The sequence below is a fragment of the Paractinoplanes maris genome (genome assembly GCF_023544465.1).
GTDB classification, from domain to species: domain Bacteria; phylum Actinomycetota; class Actinomycetes; order Mycobacteriales; family Micromonosporaceae; genus Actinoplanes; species Actinoplanes maris.
This window is the reverse complement of record NZ_JALPVL010000006.1, coordinates 314,600-331,248: the sequence shown is the minus strand read 5'-3', so window position 1 is coordinate 331,248 and position 16,649 is coordinate 314,600. Positions and strand designations below refer to the sequence as shown.

Annotated in this window: 17 protein-coding genes; 1 reads left to right on the top strand and 16 read right to left on the bottom strand. The window is 71.2% G+C overall.

All coding sequences use genetic code 11. From position 1 onward, the window contains the following. The 8 genes from NAG42_RS19460 to NAG42_RS19425 form a co-directional block, all read right to left on the bottom strand. Positions 1–879, bottom strand: coding sequence for a DUF5926 family protein (locus NAG42_RS19460; RefSeq protein WP_250031788.1), 879 nt, complete (start codon positions 877–879; stop codon positions 1–3). A 108-nt stretch (positions 880–987) separates the two neighbouring features. Next, the gene (locus tag NAG42_RS19455; protein WP_250031787.1) at positions 988–2,172 is read right to left on the bottom strand and encodes a sensor histidine kinase; all 1,185 of its coding nucleotides are present in this window, start codon (positions 2,170–2,172) and stop codon (positions 988–990) included. Between the two features lie 45 nt (positions 2,173–2,217). After that, a complete protein-coding gene (locus tag NAG42_RS19450; RefSeq protein WP_250031786.1) occupies positions 2,218–3,009 on the bottom strand; it encodes a glycerophosphodiester phosphodiesterase in 792 nt (263 codons plus the stop codon). 12 nt (positions 3,010–3,021) lie between these two features. Continuing rightward, a complete protein-coding gene (locus NAG42_RS19445) occupies positions 3,022–3,357 on the bottom strand; it encodes a rhodanese-like domain-containing protein (protein WP_250031785.1) in 336 nt (111 codons plus the stop codon). 19 nt (positions 3,358–3,376) lie between these two features. Next, complete coding sequence (locus NAG42_RS19440; RefSeq protein ID WP_250031784.1) at positions 3,377–4,627, bottom strand: LCP family protein; 1,251 nt, start codon at positions 4,625–4,627, stop codon at positions 3,377–3,379. A 132-nt stretch (positions 4,628–4,759) separates the two neighbouring features. Beyond that, positions 4,760–6,433, bottom strand: coding sequence for a monocarboxylic acid transporter (locus tag NAG42_RS19435; protein ID WP_250031783.1), 1,674 nt, complete (start codon positions 6,431–6,433; stop codon positions 4,760–4,762). Further along, positions 6,433–6,819 (bottom strand): DUF485 domain-containing protein, encoded by a 387-nt coding sequence (locus NAG42_RS19430; RefSeq protein WP_250031782.1) that lies wholly within the window; start codon positions 6,817–6,819, stop codon positions 6,433–6,435. The genes NAG42_RS19435 and NAG42_RS19430 overlap by 1 nt, the downstream gene beginning before the upstream one ends. A gap of 128 nt (positions 6,820–6,947) precedes the next feature. Continuing rightward, positions 6,948–7,451 carry a flavin reductase family protein gene (locus NAG42_RS19425; protein WP_250031781.1) on the bottom strand — a complete coding sequence of 168 codons (504 nt, stop codon included), beginning with the start codon at positions 7,449–7,451 and terminating at the stop codon, positions 6,948–6,950. 87 nt (positions 7,452–7,538) lie between these two features. Here NAG42_RS19425 and NAG42_RS19420 point away from each other — a divergent pair, with 87 nt between their 5' ends. Then, on the top strand, positions 7,539–7,784 hold the full coding sequence (locus NAG42_RS19420; RefSeq protein ID WP_250031780.1) for a hypothetical protein: 246 nt from the start codon (positions 7,539–7,541) through the stop codon (positions 7,782–7,784). On the opposite strand, the gene NAG42_RS19415 is transcribed toward NAG42_RS19420, so the two are convergent. The 8 genes from NAG42_RS19415 to NAG42_RS19380 form a co-directional block, all read right to left on the bottom strand. Next, on the bottom strand, positions 7,768–9,378 hold the full coding sequence (locus tag NAG42_RS19415) for an ABC transporter permease (protein ID WP_250031779.1): 1,611 nt from the start codon (positions 9,376–9,378) through the stop codon (positions 7,768–7,770). The genes NAG42_RS19420 and NAG42_RS19415 overlap by 17 nt on opposite strands. Then, a complete protein-coding gene (locus tag NAG42_RS19410; RefSeq protein ID WP_250031778.1) occupies positions 9,369–10,148 on the bottom strand; it encodes an ABC transporter ATP-binding protein in 780 nt (259 codons plus the stop codon). Before NAG42_RS19410 ends, NAG42_RS19415 begins: the two co-directional genes overlap by 10 nt. Before the next feature lie 42 nt (positions 10,149–10,190). After that, positions 10,191–11,813 (bottom strand): sodium/solute symporter, encoded by a 1,623-nt coding sequence (locus tag NAG42_RS19405; protein WP_250031777.1) that lies wholly within the window; start codon positions 11,811–11,813, stop codon positions 10,191–10,193. Next, on the bottom strand, positions 11,810–12,226 hold the full coding sequence (locus NAG42_RS19400; protein WP_250031776.1) for a DUF485 domain-containing protein: 417 nt from the start codon (positions 12,224–12,226) through the stop codon (positions 11,810–11,812). The genes NAG42_RS19405 and NAG42_RS19400 overlap by 4 nt, the downstream gene beginning before the upstream one ends. Before the next feature lie 40 nt (positions 12,227–12,266). Beyond that, a complete protein-coding gene (locus NAG42_RS19395; protein WP_250031775.1) occupies positions 12,267–13,808 on the bottom strand; it encodes a DUF4153 domain-containing protein in 1,542 nt (513 codons plus the stop codon). Between the two features lie 150 nt (positions 13,809–13,958). Continuing rightward, positions 13,959–15,017, bottom strand: a complete 1,059-nt coding sequence (locus NAG42_RS19390) for a HAMP domain-containing sensor histidine kinase (protein ID WP_250031774.1) — start codon at positions 15,015–15,017, stop codon at positions 13,959–13,961. Next, positions 15,014–15,700 (bottom strand): response regulator transcription factor, encoded by a 687-nt coding sequence (locus NAG42_RS19385; protein ID WP_250031773.1) that lies wholly within the window; start codon positions 15,698–15,700, stop codon positions 15,014–15,016. Before NAG42_RS19385 ends, NAG42_RS19390 begins: the two co-directional genes overlap by 4 nt. A 155-nt stretch (positions 15,701–15,855) precedes the next feature. Further along, positions 15,856–16,503: a hypothetical protein gene (locus tag NAG42_RS19380; protein WP_250031772.1), complete on the bottom strand. Its 648-nt coding sequence runs from the start codon at positions 16,501–16,503 to the stop codon at positions 15,856–15,858. Between the last annotated feature and the right edge of the window lie 146 nt (positions 16,504–16,649).

Genomic DNA, 16,649 nt, shown 5'->3' with positions numbered 1-16,649 from the left:
TCATCGGAGCGTGAGCTGGCGGCCGATCAGGCCCTGCTTGGCGCGGCGGGCGTCGGCGTCGAGCGGGCCGGTCTCGGCCAGCGTGTCGGCGTAGCGCTTGGCGAAATCGGCCAGCGGCGCCTCCCACTCGGCTGCCTCGGACTCGCCGGGGATGTCCCAGACCGGCACCAGCAGGCCGTGCGCGCGGAACATGCCGGCGAACTTGGTCTGCTCGCCCAGCCGCAGATCGTGCCCGGCCGACAGGCGGGCCAGCGTGTCGAGAGCGCGGTCCTCGGTGTCCGGGAGCACCCAGCGCACGTGACCCTTGTCCGGCGCCACCCGGCACCAGTACGCCGCCCGGCCCGCGGCCAGCCGCACGGTCGGATAGATCGAGGCGTTCGCTCGTTCGAGTGACGCCTTCACGGTCGGGTCCTCGGCCTGCTCGGCGTCGAGCCAGTATTCGAAGCCCTTGTGCATGGTGATGTCGAGCGGGCCGTCGACCAGCACGTCCTGCAGGCGCGGGCCCTCGCCGGGCAGCGCGGGCACCGAGACCGTGTCGCCCGGGTCGGTGCGCAGGGCGCTCAGGATCGCCACCGCGAGGTCGCGCGAGACGTCGCCCGACTGCACGTGCCGCTGGAGGCCGATGAACACCCGGCCGTCCTTGCGGGTCATAGCCGGCCAGGCCATCGGCAGCACTGTCGAAAGGGTGACCGGACGGTCCCCGTACTCCTCGACGATCTCGGGCCGGAGCGTGAGCGGCGCGCTGGCCGCGGGCACCAGCTCGCGCAGCGCGATCCACTCCGGTTCGTCGGCCAGGCCCTCGAAGGGGCGGGCCACGAAGATGTCCCGCACCTTTTCGCGCTTGGGTGCGGACGGGCGTTGGTTACGACGCTTGCTCACGGCGAGACAGCCTAGGCGCTGACCGCCCGAAAGGGACAACCCCGTCGCCGTGTCGACCTTCCGACCGCCCCCACCCGCCACCCTCGAGAGGACTGACGGGTGAGCCACTCAGGCGCGGGGAAGGCGGACCTCGGCGGTCGTGCCGCCACCCTCGCGGGGGCGCAGCGACACCCAGCCGTGCTGTCGTTCGACCAGCCGGCGCACCAGGTAGAGCCCCAGCCCGGCCCCCGGATGGTGCCGCTGGTCGCCGCCCTCGGCCTGCCAGTAACGCTCGAAAGCCCGCTCGACGTGCTCGGGCCGGATCCCCACCCCGCGGTCGGAGAGCCGGAACCGCAGCGTCTCGGCGTCGGCCCCGGCGCACAGCTCGACCATCGAGCCGGGCGGTGAGTGTTTCTCGGCGTTGGTGGCCAGCTCGGTCAGGATGGTGGGGATCGAGTCCCGCTCGCCGAACGCCTTCGGCAGCTCACCGGGCAGGTTTTCCAGCACGATGCGGCGGCGCAGGTCGGCCGGCAGCTCCTCGACGGCGGTCCGCAGCGTCTCGGCCAGGTCGAACGGGCCGGCCGGGGTCGCGCCGATCTCACCGTCCTCGGTGGCCGCCGAGAGCAGGCGGTCGACCAGCCGGGCCAGCTCGCCCGCGCGGGTGCCGATGATGTGCACGGCCTCGTGCCGGCCGGTGTCGCCGAGCGACTCCCAGTGGTTGGTCAGCGTGTCGGCATACCCCTTGATCACCGTGACCGGGGTGCGCAGCTCGTGGCTCGTGACGGCCACCCAGAGGTCCCGGCCGTCCAGGCGGCGGGCGCTGTGGGCAGGCAGGCCGGCGCGGGCGGCGTAGAGCCGCCCGACGTGCCCGGCCAGCAGCTCCAGGACGGCGTGGTGCTCGGGGCCGGGCTCACCGTCGCCGTCGCCGAAATAGACGTGCAGCGAGCCGACGATCGTGTCGCCGACCTCGCAGCGGGCACCGAGCATGCGCCGCACGTCGCCGCCCTCGACCTGCTTGGCGAACTCGTCGTTGACCGAGTCGAGCGGGATGAGCAGGGTACGGCCGTCGCGCAGGCGGGTGTCGGAGCGGTCGACCCGGCGGCCGATCGCGGCGCTGCAGACGCCGGTGGCGGCGATGATGCGGCCGTGGTCGGCCGCATACTCGGCGAAGCCGGCCCCGCGGCCGCCCAGTGTCTCCTGAGCCAGGCGGACGACGTGCTGGAGCACGGGGAGTCCCGCCTCGCCGGCATTGATCCGGTCGAGGATCGCGATCTGCCCCCGGGTCAGCGCGGCATAGTCGGGACGGTCGGCCATGGTGCGAGTCTGCCTCGCTTCCCGTGACGTAGATAGTGACTCACGTCACAGGGCGGCAAGGTGGTCGAGCACGAAGCGCGGCCGGTCGGTGATGACCCCGTCCACCTGATTCTCCAGGACCAGGTCGAGATCGGCCTTGTCGTTGACGGTCCAGACGTACGCCTGATGCCCCGCGGCCCGGATCGCCGGGATCAGCCCGGGCCGGGCCCGCACCAGCCCCACCCCGGGTCCGGCGATCCGCGCGCCGAACGGCAGCTTGCCCCGGCCCACCCCGGGCGGCAGCAGCTCGACCAGGTAGACCGTCGGGATCGCCGGCGCCTGGACCCGGACCCGGCGCAGCGCGAGCGCCGCGAACGACATCACGGTGACCTGGACCGGGCTCTCCGGCCGGGGATCGGCCAGCCCGAAGCGCTGCAGCGTCCGGATCAGCCGCCGCTCGACCTCGGCGCCGTACCGTGTCGGGTGCTTGGTCTCGATCAGTAACCGAACGGGCCGGCCGCTGTCACACACCGCTCCGAGCAGCCGGTCGAGGGTCAGCAGCCGGGAGAGCTCCGGCAACGGCTCCTCGTCCCCCGGATAGCGGGGGTGCCAGGAGCCGTAATCCAGTGAGTCCAGCTCGGCCAGGGTCTTGGTGCTGACCCGGCCGCGGCCGTTGCTCGTGCGGTTCAGCCGGCGGTCGTGCACGCAGACCAGGTGGCCGTCGCGGGTGAGCCGGACATCGCACTCGAGCCCGTCGACGCCGTCCTCCAGCGCGCGGAGGTAGGCGCCGAGCGTGTGCTCGGGGAGTGCGTCCGCGCCACCACGATGCGCGAACACCAAGGGACGGTAGGTACTCACCGGGCCTGCTGCCTACAGCACCCGCGCCGGTTGCCCGTTCTCACTGACGACTTCACGGCCCGAGGCGGCCCAGGTCTGCATGCCGCCGTCGAGATTGCGGACGTTGTCCCAGCCGTTGCCCATCAGGTAGGACACGACCTGGCCGGACCGGCCGCCGGACCGGCAGACGACAACCACCTCGGCGTCTGCCGGCACCTCAGCCATGCGGGCCGGGATCTCCATCATCGGCACGTGGTGCGCGCCGGGGGCGTGCCCGGCCGTCCACTCGTCAGGCTCGCGCACGTCGAGCAGATAGGCGTCGTCGCCGACCTCGGCGGGGGTCACGCTGGGTACCTGGGGTCCGAACACGACCACCAGCGTACGACGGTCAGTTGCCGGCCGCGGCGGCCGACCCCTTCTTGAGGTTGGCCGCCATCCAGGTGTCCATCTCGTCGGCCGCCACCGCCTTGAAGAGGGCCAGGGCCTTCTCCTTGTCCGAGACCACCACGGACTGGCCGTCGATGGTGTCGCTGCCCTTGTTGGGGCTGGTGATGAAGGTCAGGTTGTTGCCCCGGACGCCGCGCAGCTCGCTCGCCATGTCGGTCAGCGAGAAGTCGTTGTCGACGGTGACCGCGGCGGTGACCGCCTTGAGGAACGAGTTGAGCTTGGCCGGGTTGGTGATCGTGCCGCTGCTCGCCGCCTTGTTCATCAGCGCCTTGAGGAAGTCCTGCTGGTGCTGCATGCGGGCGAAGTCGCCCCGGGCGAACTGCTTGCGCTGGCGAACCCAGTCGAGCGCCTCGGCCCCGTTCATGTGCATGGTGCCCTTGGTGAACGTGCGGAACGGCTTGTGGATCGACTTGACCGTCTTCTCCACCGGCAGGTCGACACCGCCGAGCGCGTCGGTGACCTCCTTGAAGCCGCCGAAGTCGATCGCCATGACGTGGTCGACCTTGACGTCGGTCAGGCACTCGACCGTGTGCACCGCGCGGGGCAGGCCACCGAAGGCGAAGGCCGCGTTGATCTTGGCTCGGCTGCCGTCGCCGCACTCCGCCTCGTTGCTGCGCGGGATGACGACCCACAGGTCACGCGGGATCGAGATCAGCTGGGCGCTCTTGTGGTCCTCGGGGACGTGCATGAGGATCAGCGTGTCGGCGCGCCACTTGCCGGCCCCGTCGTCCTGGGCGTCGGGATCGCGCGAGTCGCTGCCCACGAGCAGGATGTTCTGCGCGCCCTCGATGGCCTTGGCCGGCCGGTCGGCGTTGATGCCGGAGAAGGCGTCGGTGCGCTTGAGGTCCTTGTCGAGACCCGAGGCGTATCCGTAGAGCGAGATGCCGGCGATGATCGCGATGATCAGGACGGACAGGCCGGCCAGCAGGGCGATGCGGCCCCAGCGCGGCTTGGGCCGGCGCCCGCGGTAGGAATTGCCGCGGCCCGGACCGCCGGGGCCACCGGGACCGCCGGGGCCACCACCGTATCCGCCACCGCCCCCGGATCCACTTCCGCGGGCCGGCCAGTCGTCGCGCTGTGCTGACGACGAGCCGCGGTAGGCACCAGAGGGGCGGGCCGACGCCCGGCCCGACGACGGGACAGAGGCTCGACCGGAACCGGAACCCCCGTGGGGGGACGTGGGCGCTGACATGAAAACAAGATTACGTACCCGGCGCACCAACTCCCTGCCATCAAACCGACACGGCACGAAGTGGGGAGAACCCCCAGCAGGGAAAATGCGGGGCCGGCGGTGGCCGGCCCCGCATGTCGAATTAATCCAGACTTAGTGCGCGCCGTGTCCGGTCAGCGACCGGACCTCGAGTTCGGCGTACTTGGCGGTGTCGTCCTCCTTCGAGATCACCGTGCCGATCCAGCCGCACAGGAAGCCGATCGGGATCGAGATGATGCCCGGGTTGGAGAGCGGGAAGAAGTGCCAGTCGTGGTCCGGGAACATGGCGGTCGCCGAACCGGACACCACCGGCGAGAAGAACACCAGGACCACGGCGGCGACCAGACCGCCGTAGATCGACCACAGCGCGCCGGAGGTGTTGAACCGCTTCCAGAACAGGCTGTAGAGGATCGCCGGCAGGTTGGCCGAGGCGGCCACCGCGAAGGCCAGCGCGACCAGGAAGGCCACGTTGAGGCTCTGCGCGAAGATCGACAGGGCGATCGCCACCGCACCGATGACCAGAGCCGAGATGCGGGCGACCCGCACCTCGTCGCGCTCCGACGCGGTGCCGCGGCGCATGACGTTGGCGTAGAAGTCGTGCGCCACGCTCGACGACGACGCCAGGGTCAGACCCGCCACCACCGCGAGGATCGTGGCGAAGGCGACGGCGGCGATGATGGCCAGCAGCACCGCGCCGCCGGTCTCACCGCCGAAGTAGTCGACCCCGAGGGCCTGGGCCAGCTGCGGCGCGGCCGTGTTGCCGGCCTTGTCCTGCGCGGTGATGTTCGCGCCGCCCACCAGAGCCGCCGCGCCGAAGCCGAGGGCCAGGGTGAACAGGTAGAACGTGCCGATGATGCCGATCGCCCAGAGCACGCTCTTGCGGGCGATCTTGCTGGTCGGCACCGTGTAGAACCGGGTCAGGATGTGCGGCAGGCCGGCCGTGCCGAGCACCAGAGCGATACCCAGCGAGAGCAGGTCCATCTTGCTGTAGAAGGTGGCCGACGCGCTCGCCGACTCGACGCCGTAGCGCAGCCCGGGCTCGAGGAAGGCGTCCCCCTTGCCCGACTGGGCGGCCGCGTCACCGAGCAGCTGGGAGAGGTTGAACTTGTAGTGGGCCAGCACCAGGATCGTCATCAGCAGGGCGCCGGTCATGAGCATGAACGCCTTGACGATCTGGACGTAGGTGGTGCCCTTCATGCCGCCGACGATCACGTAGACGATCATCAGAGCGCCGACCATGATGATGGTGGCGATCTTCGCGGTGTCCGCACCCATGCCGAGGAACGTGGTGCCCGGCTTGATGCCCAGCAGCAGCGAGACCAGGGCGCCCGCGCCGACCATCTGGGCGATCAGATAGAAGATCGAGACCACGATGGTGGAGACGCTGGCCGCGGTGCGCACCGGACGCTGGCGCATCCGGAAGGCCAGCACGTCGGCCATCGTGTAACGGCCCGCGTTCCGCAGGTATTCGGCGACCAGCAGCAGCGCGACCAGCCAGGCGACCAGGAAGCCGATCGAGTAGAGGAAGCCGTCGTAGCCGTAGAGCGCGATCAGGCCGGCGATGCCCAGGAACGACGCCGCCGACATGTAGTCGCCGCCGATCGCCATGCCGTTCTGGAAGCCGGAGAACTGGCGGCCGCCGGCGTAGAAGTCGGTGGCCGTCTTGGTCTGCCGGCTGGCCCAGATCGTGATGGCCAGCGTGATGGCCACGAAGACCAGGAAGAGCGTGATCGTCAGACCGCGCGACGTCGAGGTCGATACCTCGGCCGCAAGGAAGTGGGGTTCCATCAGTCCTCGCTCTTCTTGTCAGCGGAGGCGTCGGTGCCGGCCGGGGAAGCGGGGGTGTCGCCCGCCGTGAGCTCGGCGTGGACCGCGTCGGCCAGCGGGTCGATCTTCTGGGCCGCGTAGCGCGAGTAGTACCAGGCGATCAGGAACGTCGTGACGAACTGGAGCAGACCGAAGATCAGCGCGACATTGATGTTGCCGATGATCTTGGCGCCCATGAAGCCGCGCGCATAGGCGGAGAGAAGGACATAGAGCGCATACCAGAGGAAGAACGCGACCGTCATCGGGAAGACGAAACTGCGCACCGTGCGGCGCAGCCGGCCGAATTCCTCGGAATCTTGGACGGCCCGATACCTCTCGGTGGAGGACGAGGGCACTTCGGTTGTCACCGGAGTTCACCACCTTCGGGGTGGGGCGGACTTTCCGGCAACGTACGAAGACCAGAGGCCGCCCGAGGGCGACCGGTCGGCCCGTGCGCCGAGTGGTGGTCTGACTGCGCTGAGCGGGGCGGGGCCTGCTACTCCAGTACGTGATATCGACCGCGATAGTGGAGAAGCGGTCGCGGCGACGGCCCCAGCTCCACCGTCTCGATCACCGCCTCGACCAGAAGTGCCCAGCCCAGCACCCGGGAGGACTCGAGCCGGCAGCCGGCCCAGGTGTCCCCGCCGACCGGCACCGGGCCGTACTCGGTCTCGGTCCAGCCGTCGCCGGCGAACAGCCCGCCCGGCGCGGGCATCAGGCCGGCGAAGCGGTCGGCCAGCTGCCGGTCGGCCGGCGTGAGGGTGACCACCGCGAAGCGCCCACTGGCCTCGAGCGCCGCCCAGAAGTCGCTCTCGTCGTCGATCAGCCCGAGCACGCGGCCGGGATCGCCGTCGGCCACCACCGTCGACGACACCGTGAGCCCGGCCGGCCCGGCCGTGGTCCAGAGCGTGACCGGGGAGGCGAGTCGCCCGCGCAGCCGGCGCACGGCCGACTTCTCCTCGTCCGGAGTGGCGAAGGGATCGGTGGAGTGAATGGTCACCAGTCCATTCTCGCTTTCCGCGCAGATGGTGCACGACTCTGGTCGCCGCATTGATCAGGAACTATCTTCGTTCCGGAAGGAGGTCCCGTGCATCCGCAAGTGCGGCTGAACCCCGGTGAGGTGCTGCACATCGACGGCGAGGCCAGCGTGCAGTTCGCGGGCGCCAGGGCGTTGACCTTCCGGCTGATCCGGGTCGACGCGCGCAGCACCTATGACGGCTGGCTGTGGCTCGAGGGCTATGTGCTCAGCGCGACCGGCGTCGCGATGCAGCGCCGGCGTGTCTTCGTCCGCCGTGACGGGTTGCGCACGGCCGCCGTCAACGGCCGGGGCTGACCGCGGCCAGCACCTCGGGCATGCGCCGGTCGAGCCAGTCGCCGGCCACCCCGGAACCGATCAGGTAGGCCGCGCAGCCGTACGCCGCACCCACCGGCAGTCCGATCCACAGCCACACGTCGCCGAGCACGAAGGCCAGGATCTGCAGGGGCACGCTCGCGATCAGGGTGCCGAGCATGACCCCGACGGTGAGCAGACCCTTGGCCATCCCGCCGCCCGACGACATGGCGAACGGACTGGTCGACTCGGGCAACGCGAAGGCGGCCCGGACCGACACCGGCAGCACCAGCCCGAGACCCACGCCGTAGGTCGCGATCATCAGGCCGAGGTTGCCCGGGATGTGCTCGGACCGGCCCGCGACCAGCCCCGACACGACGGCGATGACCAGCAGGAGCGGCAGCACGAAGAGGGCGTGCGCCACGACCCGGGAGTGGATCTCGACCCGGCCCGGGACACCGGCGGTGATGTTGGCCGCGTAGGCGTTGCCCTCGTAGCCGAACTGGTTGGCCAGCGCGATCACCGCGATCAGCCCGACGAACGCGGCCACCGGCCCGGCCGACCCGCCGCTGATCGAGATCGAGAGGGGCAGGAACAATCCGGCGACGGTGAAGGTGATCAGCGCGGCCCGCCGCCGGGTCTCCCGCCACCAGTACCGGGCCTCGCGGGCGACCAGCGCGCCGAAGCGGGTGCGGGGCAGCCGGCGCCCGAGCAGCAGGCCGGTGGGTGAGCCGACGTCCTTGTGCCCGGCCTTCGACCCGGTCGAGGCGGCGCCGAGCATCGCCCGCTCCAGCGTCGCGCTCCACCACCAGAGCAGACCGACCAGGGTGCCGGCGACGATCAAGAGCTTTACCGGTACGGCCCACAGGCGCCCGTCGGCCACGTCGAGGCCCAGCGACCACGGGGCGGCCAGCGGCGTCCAGCCGAGCACGTCGGCCAGCACCGCGAACGCGTCCCAGTCGGCGCGCTCGGCCCCGGCCAGTAAAGCGAGCTGCAGCGGCCCGAGCAGCGCGGCCAGCACCGCGAACAGCACCACGGCCAGGTCACGCGATCGGCGCGACCGCAGCCCGGTGGCGAACGCACTGGTCACCGCGCGGCTCACCGCCACACAGATCAGCAGGCCGCCGACGATGCCGCCGAGCTGCGCCACCGCCGCCCCGGTCCCGCCGAGATCGGCCGCCGTGCTCACCATGCCCGCCGTGGCCGCCAATGTGGACAATGCGGGCAACCCGGCCAGCGCGGCGGCGAACAGGCCGACGATCAGCGTGCGGCGCGGCAGTGGCAGCAACGCGAAACGGGCCGGGTCGAGCGACTCGTCCACCCCGAAGAAGAGCAGGGGGAGCACCACCCAGCCCAGCACCAGCGCCGACCCGCCGAGCTGGAACAACATGCCGGCCGCGCGATCGTCGCCGACCACGCCGGGGACCGCGAAGACGGCGTAACCGGTGACCGCGAAGATGCCGGCCATCACCACCCCGAGGACGAACAGGGTGATCCGGGACGGGCGGCCGCGCAGACCGCCGGCGATCAGGCGCAGCTTGAGCTTGACGAACGGCCACGGGGAGCGGGGCGGCCGCTGGACGACGGTCAGAGCCACGCGAGCTCCGAGCCGGTGCTGACCCGGCCGCCGACCACCTGGACGAAAACGTCCTCCAGCGAGCGGTCACCGCGGACGGCAGCGAGTGTGCCGTGGACGCGCAGCACACCGTCGGAGATGATCGCGACGTGCGAGCAGAGGCGCTCGACGACCTCCATCACGTGGCTGGAGAAGACGACCGTGCCGCCGCCGGCGACGTAGCGCTGGAGGATCTCGCGGATGCGGGCGGCCGAGACCGGGTCGACCGCCTCGAACGGCTCGTCCAGCACCAGCAGCCGGGGCGCGTGCAGCAGCGCGCAGGCCAGCCCGATCTTCTTGCGCATGCCGGCCGAGTAGTCGACGACCAGGGTGCGGTTGCCGGTGCCGAGCTCGAGCACGTCGAGCAGTTCGCGGGACCGCTGGTCGACGGTGGCGGCGTCCATGCCGCGCAACAGGCCGTGATAGGCCAGGAGCTCCGGGCCGGTGAGGCGGTCGAAAAGACGTACGCCGTCGGGAAGCACGCCGAGGCGGGACTTGGCCGCGGCCGGGTCGGCCCACACGTCGTACCCCAGCAGGAAAGCCTGACCCGCGTCGGGCCGCAGCAGGCCGACGGCCATCGAGAGGGTCGTGGTCTTGCCGGCCCCGTTGGGGCCGAGCAGGCCGTAGAAGGAGCCGGCCGGCACCTCGAGGCTCACCTGCGAGACCGCGAGCTTCGTGTCGAATTGCTTGACCAGCCCGCGCAGCGACATCGCCGCGGCCTGATCCCCCTCGCGTGGCGCCGGCACCGTCATGGGTCCGAACCTAACGGCTGGTGCCCCGCCTGACCAGCACGTTCAAACGCGCAGCGCTTCCGGCGCGTGCAGCCGCAACATGGTCGCGCCGACGTCGGCCGGCACCCGCCGGCTGGTCAGCAGCGAGCCGACGACCATCACCAGGAAGGCGAGCGGGACGGTCCAGGCGGCGGGCTGTCCCACGGCGTCGGCCGGCCAGCCGTGCAGCGGCGGCCCGAGCACCGTGATCAGCACCGCCGCCATCGAGGCGCCACCCCCGGCCAGGACCCCGGCGATCGCGCCGACGTCGGTCAGCCGGCGCCACCAGATGCCCAGCACCAGCAGCGGGCAGAAGCTGGACGCGGCGACCGCGAACGCCAGGCCGACCACGCGCGAGACGTCCATGTTGGAGACATACAGCGAGAGCAGCACCGGAAGACACGCGGCGAGCACGGTGGCCAGCCGGAAATCGCGGATCGAGCCGCTGCGGCCGGCCCGCAGCACGTCGGTGAAGACCACCCCGGCGACGCTGGTGAGCAGGCCCGACGAGGTGGACAGGAAGGCGGCCAGCGCGCCCGCGGTGACCAGGGCGCCCAGCAGCCGGCCGAGATGACCACCACCGAGCGCGGCCTCGGGCAGCAACAGGACGACGGCGTCGGTCCGTCCGGTCATCAGCAGTTGCGGGGTATATATCCGTCCGAGCACGCCATAGAGCGTCGGTAACAGATAAAAGGTGCCGACCAGCCCGAGAACCACCAGGGTCGTGCGCCGGGCCGACGCGCCATCCGGATTGGTGTAGAAGCGCACGAGCACATGGGGCAGACCCATGGTGCCGAGGAAGGTCGCGAGGATCAGGGAGTACGTCGCGAAGAGGGTGCCGTCGTCGCCCGGCAGCAGCCAGTCGGCGCTGAACCGGGCGTCCACCGTGCTGACCGGCGGCACCGGGTCGCCCGCGGCGAAGGTGAGCTGCTGACCCTTCTCGACCGGGATGCCGTCGACCGTCGCGTCCTGCTCGATCACCACCGTGGTGGCCACCTGGAACGTGGCCCCGGCCTCGGGAGTGACGGGCGGGCGGCCGTCCGACTGCCACTGCAGCGCCAGGAAGATCACCGGCACAGCCAGCGCGGTCAGCTTGAGCCAGTACTGGAACGCCTGCACAAAAGTGATCGCGCGCATGCCGCCGAGGGCGACGTTCGCGGTCACCACCACGCCGACCAGCAGGGCACCCCACGCGTAGGAGCCGCCGGTGACCGTGGTGAAGGTCAGGCCGGCCCCCTGCAACTGGGGCACCAGGTAGAGACAGCCGATGAAGACGACGAAGACGCTGGCCAGACCGCGCAGCAGGGGTGAGCCGAGGCGGACCTGGCAGAAATCGGGCAGCGTGAAGGCCCCCGAGCGGCGCAGCGGGGCGGCCACGAAGAGCAGCAGAGCCAGGTAACCCGCGGCGAAGCCGACCGGATACCAGAGCACGTCGACGCCGTAACGCAGGATCAGCCCGGCGACGCCCAGGAACGAGGCGGCCGAGAGGTATTCGCCGCTGATCGCCGCCGCGTTCCAGGCCGGGCTCACCGACCGCGAGGCGACCAGGAAGTCCGAGGTGGTGCGGGCGAACCGCAGGCCGTACACGCCGATGCCGACGGTCACCAGGATCACGACGATCAGACCCGGGACGAGGTAGGGGTTCACTGCTCGGGCCGGCGGATCAACGCGATGAAGTCCTGCTCGTTGCGTTCCGCCCAGCGCACATAGGCCCAGCCGACGCCGATCAGGAACGGGAACGACAGCAGACCGAGCAGGAGCCAGGGCAGATAGACGCCCAGGACCTTGACGCCGGCCACACCCGGGGCGACCGCGAAGAGCAGCGGCAGAGCGCCGAGCGCGATCACGACGACCAGCGCCAGCCGCAGGGCGAGCGCCAGCTGGGCGCGGACCAGGCCCTTGACCAGCGCCTCACCGACGGGCGTCTGCTCCGCGAGGTCGGCCCGGGCCCGGTCGGCGGGGCGGCGACGGGCCGCGGCCTCGCCCAGGACGACCCGCGTACGCCGGGGAGCGGCACCGCCGTCGGCGGAGCTCGGCTCGATCGGGTCGTCGGCGGCCATGCCGGGATTCTGACCGCCGACGACCAGAAGTCAAGTCCGGCTAGTCACACCGCCACGATCGGAGGTCCGATTGGCTGCCGATGATCGCGCGGGCCCGCTCGCGGCCCAGGTTCCAGGCGCGCCAGTCGGCGGGCTCCCGGCCGAGGTCGAGCCCGATGTGGCCGAGCACGCAGCCGCGCTGCGCCGGCGGCAGACCGGTCAGAGCCGGAATCGCGTCGGGCGAGAGGTTGCCCAGATAGACCAGGTCGATCGGGTGGTTGCGGGGCTGCATGTTGTGCTCGGCGATCACCCCGTCGGGGTTGGCCACGGCCAGACCGATCAACGCGAGGACCCCGGCCGCGATCGCGACCCGGGGCAGCCACGGTGCCCGCAGGTTCCGGCCGGCGATCAGGATCAGCAGCAGCACGAAGACGAACCACAGCTCGCAGCAGAACACCAGCAGACGCAGGCGGGTCAGGCCGTACTCGTCGGTGTAGAGGTTGATGCGGTGCAGCGCGGTCGCGGCGATGACCAGGGTGAGGACGGTCAGGGTGCCCAGGATGACGCGGATCAGCAGCCGGTCGGCGGGCTTGTCGCGCGGGGCCCAGCGGGCCGCACCGGCCAGCACCAGCAGGGTCAGGCCGACGACGAAGCTGAGCTGCCAGAATCCCTGCCGGGCCTCGTCGGCGAAGGCGCGCACGGGCTCGTCCCCGCGGACCAGGACGCGGGCCTGCACGATCCCGAACGCCGCGAACAACAGAACCAGCAGGCCGAGCGGGACGGCCCACTCCCAGCGGTGCACCTTGCGGCCCTCGGTCGCGTCCAGCGTGGACAGATCGGGCGGCGCCGAGCGCAGGTAGGCCGCGGAACCGACGGCCATCGCGGTGAACCCGCCGACGAAGACCCAGCGGAAGACCGTGTCGACCCCCAGATCGGGTACGAGGCTCTCGAGCGCGATGGCGAAGTGGAGATCAGCCGAGGCGAGCAGTGCCCCGAACGCGGTGAGCAGCACGATCGAGACGCCGGCGGTGGCCGCGACCCGGACCCCGGTGCCGCCGGCGGGCCGGCTGATCCTCCGCAGGCCGCGGGTCAGCCACGGCACCGAGCGGAAGGCGCCGATGAACGGCATCGGGTAACCGGCGGCGATGCTGCGCATCGAGCGGCCGCCGGCCAGGGCCAGCGCGCCGGTGAGGGTGGCTGTCACCAGGCAGAGCGCGAAGAGCCAGCCGGCCGAGCGGAACGTGCCGACGGCGACCAGGGCGACCGAGGCCACACCCCAGGCGAGCCGTTCCGGGCCCGGCCGGTATCGGGGGCGGACCACCAGCGGGGGCGGGCCGCCGAGTGGAGGCACCGGTCCGGCCGCGATCACCGCGACCAGGCCGGCCAGGGTGGTGATCAGCCAGCCCACGCCGGTCTGGTCGAGCGGCAGGCTGAGAGCGGCGACCACGGCGGCCCCCGCGACCGCCGTGACGGTGATGGCCGAGGCCGGCCGGACCGGGCCGGGCCAGTGCCTCGACCAGGGTGCGGTGGACGGCCACGGTCCGTGCAGGATCGGGAGCGGGCGCTGGGTGGTGCCGGGTTTCTGAGGCGGTGCTATGGACACGGAAACACCTCCGGAGGGCAGGGTCGACTGGGCCGTCGTTGCTCGGCGGCCCGCGAGGGAATGCTTGGTCAGCGGCGATCTGGCGTGGTCAGGCTCTGGTGAGCGGCAAGGTGGCGAGGCTCAGCTCCGGGGAGCGGCGGATGTCGTGGTTCAGGCCTTGTGAGCGGCCGGTTGGCGTGGTTCAGGGCTGGTCAGCGGCAGGGTGACGTGGATGAGGCAGCCGCGGGGCTCGGGGTCGACCGCGGCGATCGTGCCCTTGTGGAGCTGGACGACCCAGCGGGCGATGGCCAGGCCCAGGCCGGTGCCGCCACCACCGGGCCGCTCGCCGCGGGTGAACCGCTCGAACACCCGGTGACGCTCGGCCGGCGGGATGCCCTCGCCCTCGTCGGAGACGGCGATGAGCAGGTGGTCGTCCCGGCGCCCGGCCCGCACCTCGACCGTGCCGCCGGGCGGGCTGTGCCGGGCCGCGTTGTCGAGCAGGTTGGCGAAGACCTGATGCAGCCGCTCCCGGTCGCCGATGACGACGACGTGCGGACAGGCGACCTTGAACCGGACATCACGGCCCGATCCGGCCGCGTTGACCTCGGCCTCGCGGACGACGTCGTCCAGAAAGGACGGCACGTCGATCGGCCGGCGGATCAGCGGGGCGACCCCGGCCTCGATGCGGGAGAGGTCGAGCAGCTCGGTGACCAGGCGGCCGAGACGTTCGGTCTGGGCCAGGGCGGTCTGCATCATCGCCGGTTCGGCCGCGGCGACCCCGTCGACGATGTTCTCCAGCAGGCCCTGGAGGGCCGTGATCGGCGTACGCAATTCGTGCGAGACATTGGCGATCAGCTCGCGCCGCTGCCGGTCGGCCGCGGCCAGGTCGCCGGCCATCTGGTTGAAGGCGACGGCCAGCTCGCCGACCTCGTCGGCCGAGGTGGCCCGGACGCGCCGGGTGTAGTCACCCTGGGCCATGTCGCGGGCGGCCGCGGTCATCTCCCGCAGCGGCGAGGTCATGCCGCGGGCCAGGAACTGGACGATGGTCACCCCGATGACCGTGGCCGTGACCCCGGTCCAGAACGGGAACCAGCCCAGCCAGAGGTAGAACCAGATCAGCCCGCTGCCGCCACCGGCCAGCAGCACCATGATGATCTTCATCTTGATCGACCGCACCGGATCGAGCGGGCGCGGCAGCCAGGCGAGCGCCCGGGCGACGCGCTCCCTCATCGCTCGACCTCCAGGGCATAACCGACGCCGTGGACCGTACGGATCAGGTCGGCCCCGAGCTTGCGGCGCAGGCCCTTGATGTGGCTGTCGACCGTGCGCGTGCCGGAGGCGTCGGCCCAGCCCCAGACGTCGGCCAGCAGCCTCTCCCGCGGCAGGACCGTGCGCGGGTGGGCGGCCAGGTGAACCAGCAGGTCGAACTCGGTCGGCGTCAGCTGAGCCTCGATGCCGGCCCGCAGCACCCGCCGCTCGGCCTGGTTGATCTCCAGATCCCCGAACCGCAGCGTCGGCGGCCCGCTCGGTACGACGGCGACCTTGGCCGCTCGGCGCAACAGGGCATGCACGCGGGCGGCCAGCTCGCGCATCGAGAACGGCTTCACCATGTAGTCGTCGGCCCCGACCGCGAGCCCGACGAGCAGATCGGTCTCGTCGTCGCGGGCGGTGAGCATGAGGATCGGCACCGGCCGCTCGGCCTGCAGCCGCCGGCACACCTCGAGACCGTCGAACCCCGGCAGCATCACGTCGAGCACCACCGCGTCCGGCGGCGTCCGTTTCGCGGCCGCGACCGCCGACGGCCCGTCCCCGGCGACCTCCACCGTGAACCCCTCGGCCCGCAGCCGAGCCGCCACCGCCTCCGCGATGGTCCGCTCATCCTCGACCACGAGAACGCGCCGTTCTGTCTCCACGCCACACCTCCCGCGCCGACCCCACCCGGTGCCGGTGCACCCCCGTGGCCACCGGCCTTCGAGCCGCAGCCTATTGACCACCGGTGCAGCCCCGGCGCTGACTTTGTGAACGACTTGTGGAGATCACCCGCCTGGCGGCGCCGGGGCGAGCGTTGTCAGTCGAACCAGGCGACGAGTCGTACGCCTTCTTCTCCGAAGCGTTGTGCCAGGACTCGCATGACGGCGAAGACGTGTTCCCAGCCCGTTCCGGGTCCGAGCACGTCGTTGCGGGTCACTTGTTTGTAGACGAGCGTGGTGGTGCCGTGCTGCCAAGTGCCATATGCGGCACTGACCGGGGACTCGCCGACCGGGAGCGGCCCGAACTCGGCGACGACCTCGGCCGGCCACTCGTCCTCGACGCGGTAGCAGTGGTGGAGGCTGGATCCGTTCTTGTTGACGTCGAGCACCCCCCGTGCCAATGGCGTGATGGTCATGTCGAGGTCGCGCAGTTCAGGCCAGGACACCCAGGTGCTGCGGCCGATCGCCGCATCGACTTGCGCGAGGTGCTCGTAGTTCTGGCGAACGGCCTCCGACACGTCGGGCGGTAGCCCACGGCCTTCGGCGACAGGCTCCCAACCGTTCCAGTTGCGGATGCCGAACAGGCAGCCCAGCGGCGAGTAGTCGCCACCGGGATAGAGCGGATGGAGATCGATGCCGTGCGTCCACGGCTCCTCATCCGAAGAGGCGATGCCGAGCAGATCGTCGAGTGCCGCGACGCGGATCCGGTCACAGACCTCGATCGCACCGTAGATATCGGTTCCCACGAAACGGCATCGTACGGTTTCGTCGATCTTGTCTTGGGCCGCCGACCTCGGTTTCCGGGTTGACGGTAGGAGCCCAGGGCGGGATCAACAGGAAGCGGGGGGCCTGTGGATAACTCTGTGGAAAAGGCTGTGAGGCTGTGGACAAC

Excerpts from the sequence above, each read along its gene's own strand:
- NAG42_RS19455 (WP_250031787.1), bottom strand. The coding sequence starts at position 2,172 with ATGGCCGACCGTCCCGACTATGCCGCGCTGACCCGGGGGCAGATCGCG.
- NAG42_RS19440 (WP_250031784.1), bottom strand. The coding sequence starts at position 4,627 with ATGTCAGCGCCCACGTCCCCCCACGGGGGTTCCGGTTCCGGTCGAGCC.
- NAG42_RS19435 (WP_250031783.1), bottom strand. The coding sequence starts at position 6,433 with ATGGAACCCCACTTCCTTGCGGCCGAGGTATCGACCTCGACGTCGCGC.
- NAG42_RS19410 (WP_250031778.1), bottom strand. The coding sequence starts at position 10,148 with ATGACGGTGCCGGCGCCACGCGAGGGGGATCAGGCCGCGGCGATGTCG.
- NAG42_RS19400 (WP_250031776.1), bottom strand. The coding sequence starts at position 12,226 with ATGGCCGCCGACGACCCGATCGAGCCGAGCTCCGCCGACGGCGGTGCC.
- NAG42_RS19390 (WP_250031774.1), bottom strand. The coding sequence starts at position 15,017 with ATGAGGGAGCGCGTCGCCCGGGCGCTCGCCTGGCTGCCGCGCCCGCTC.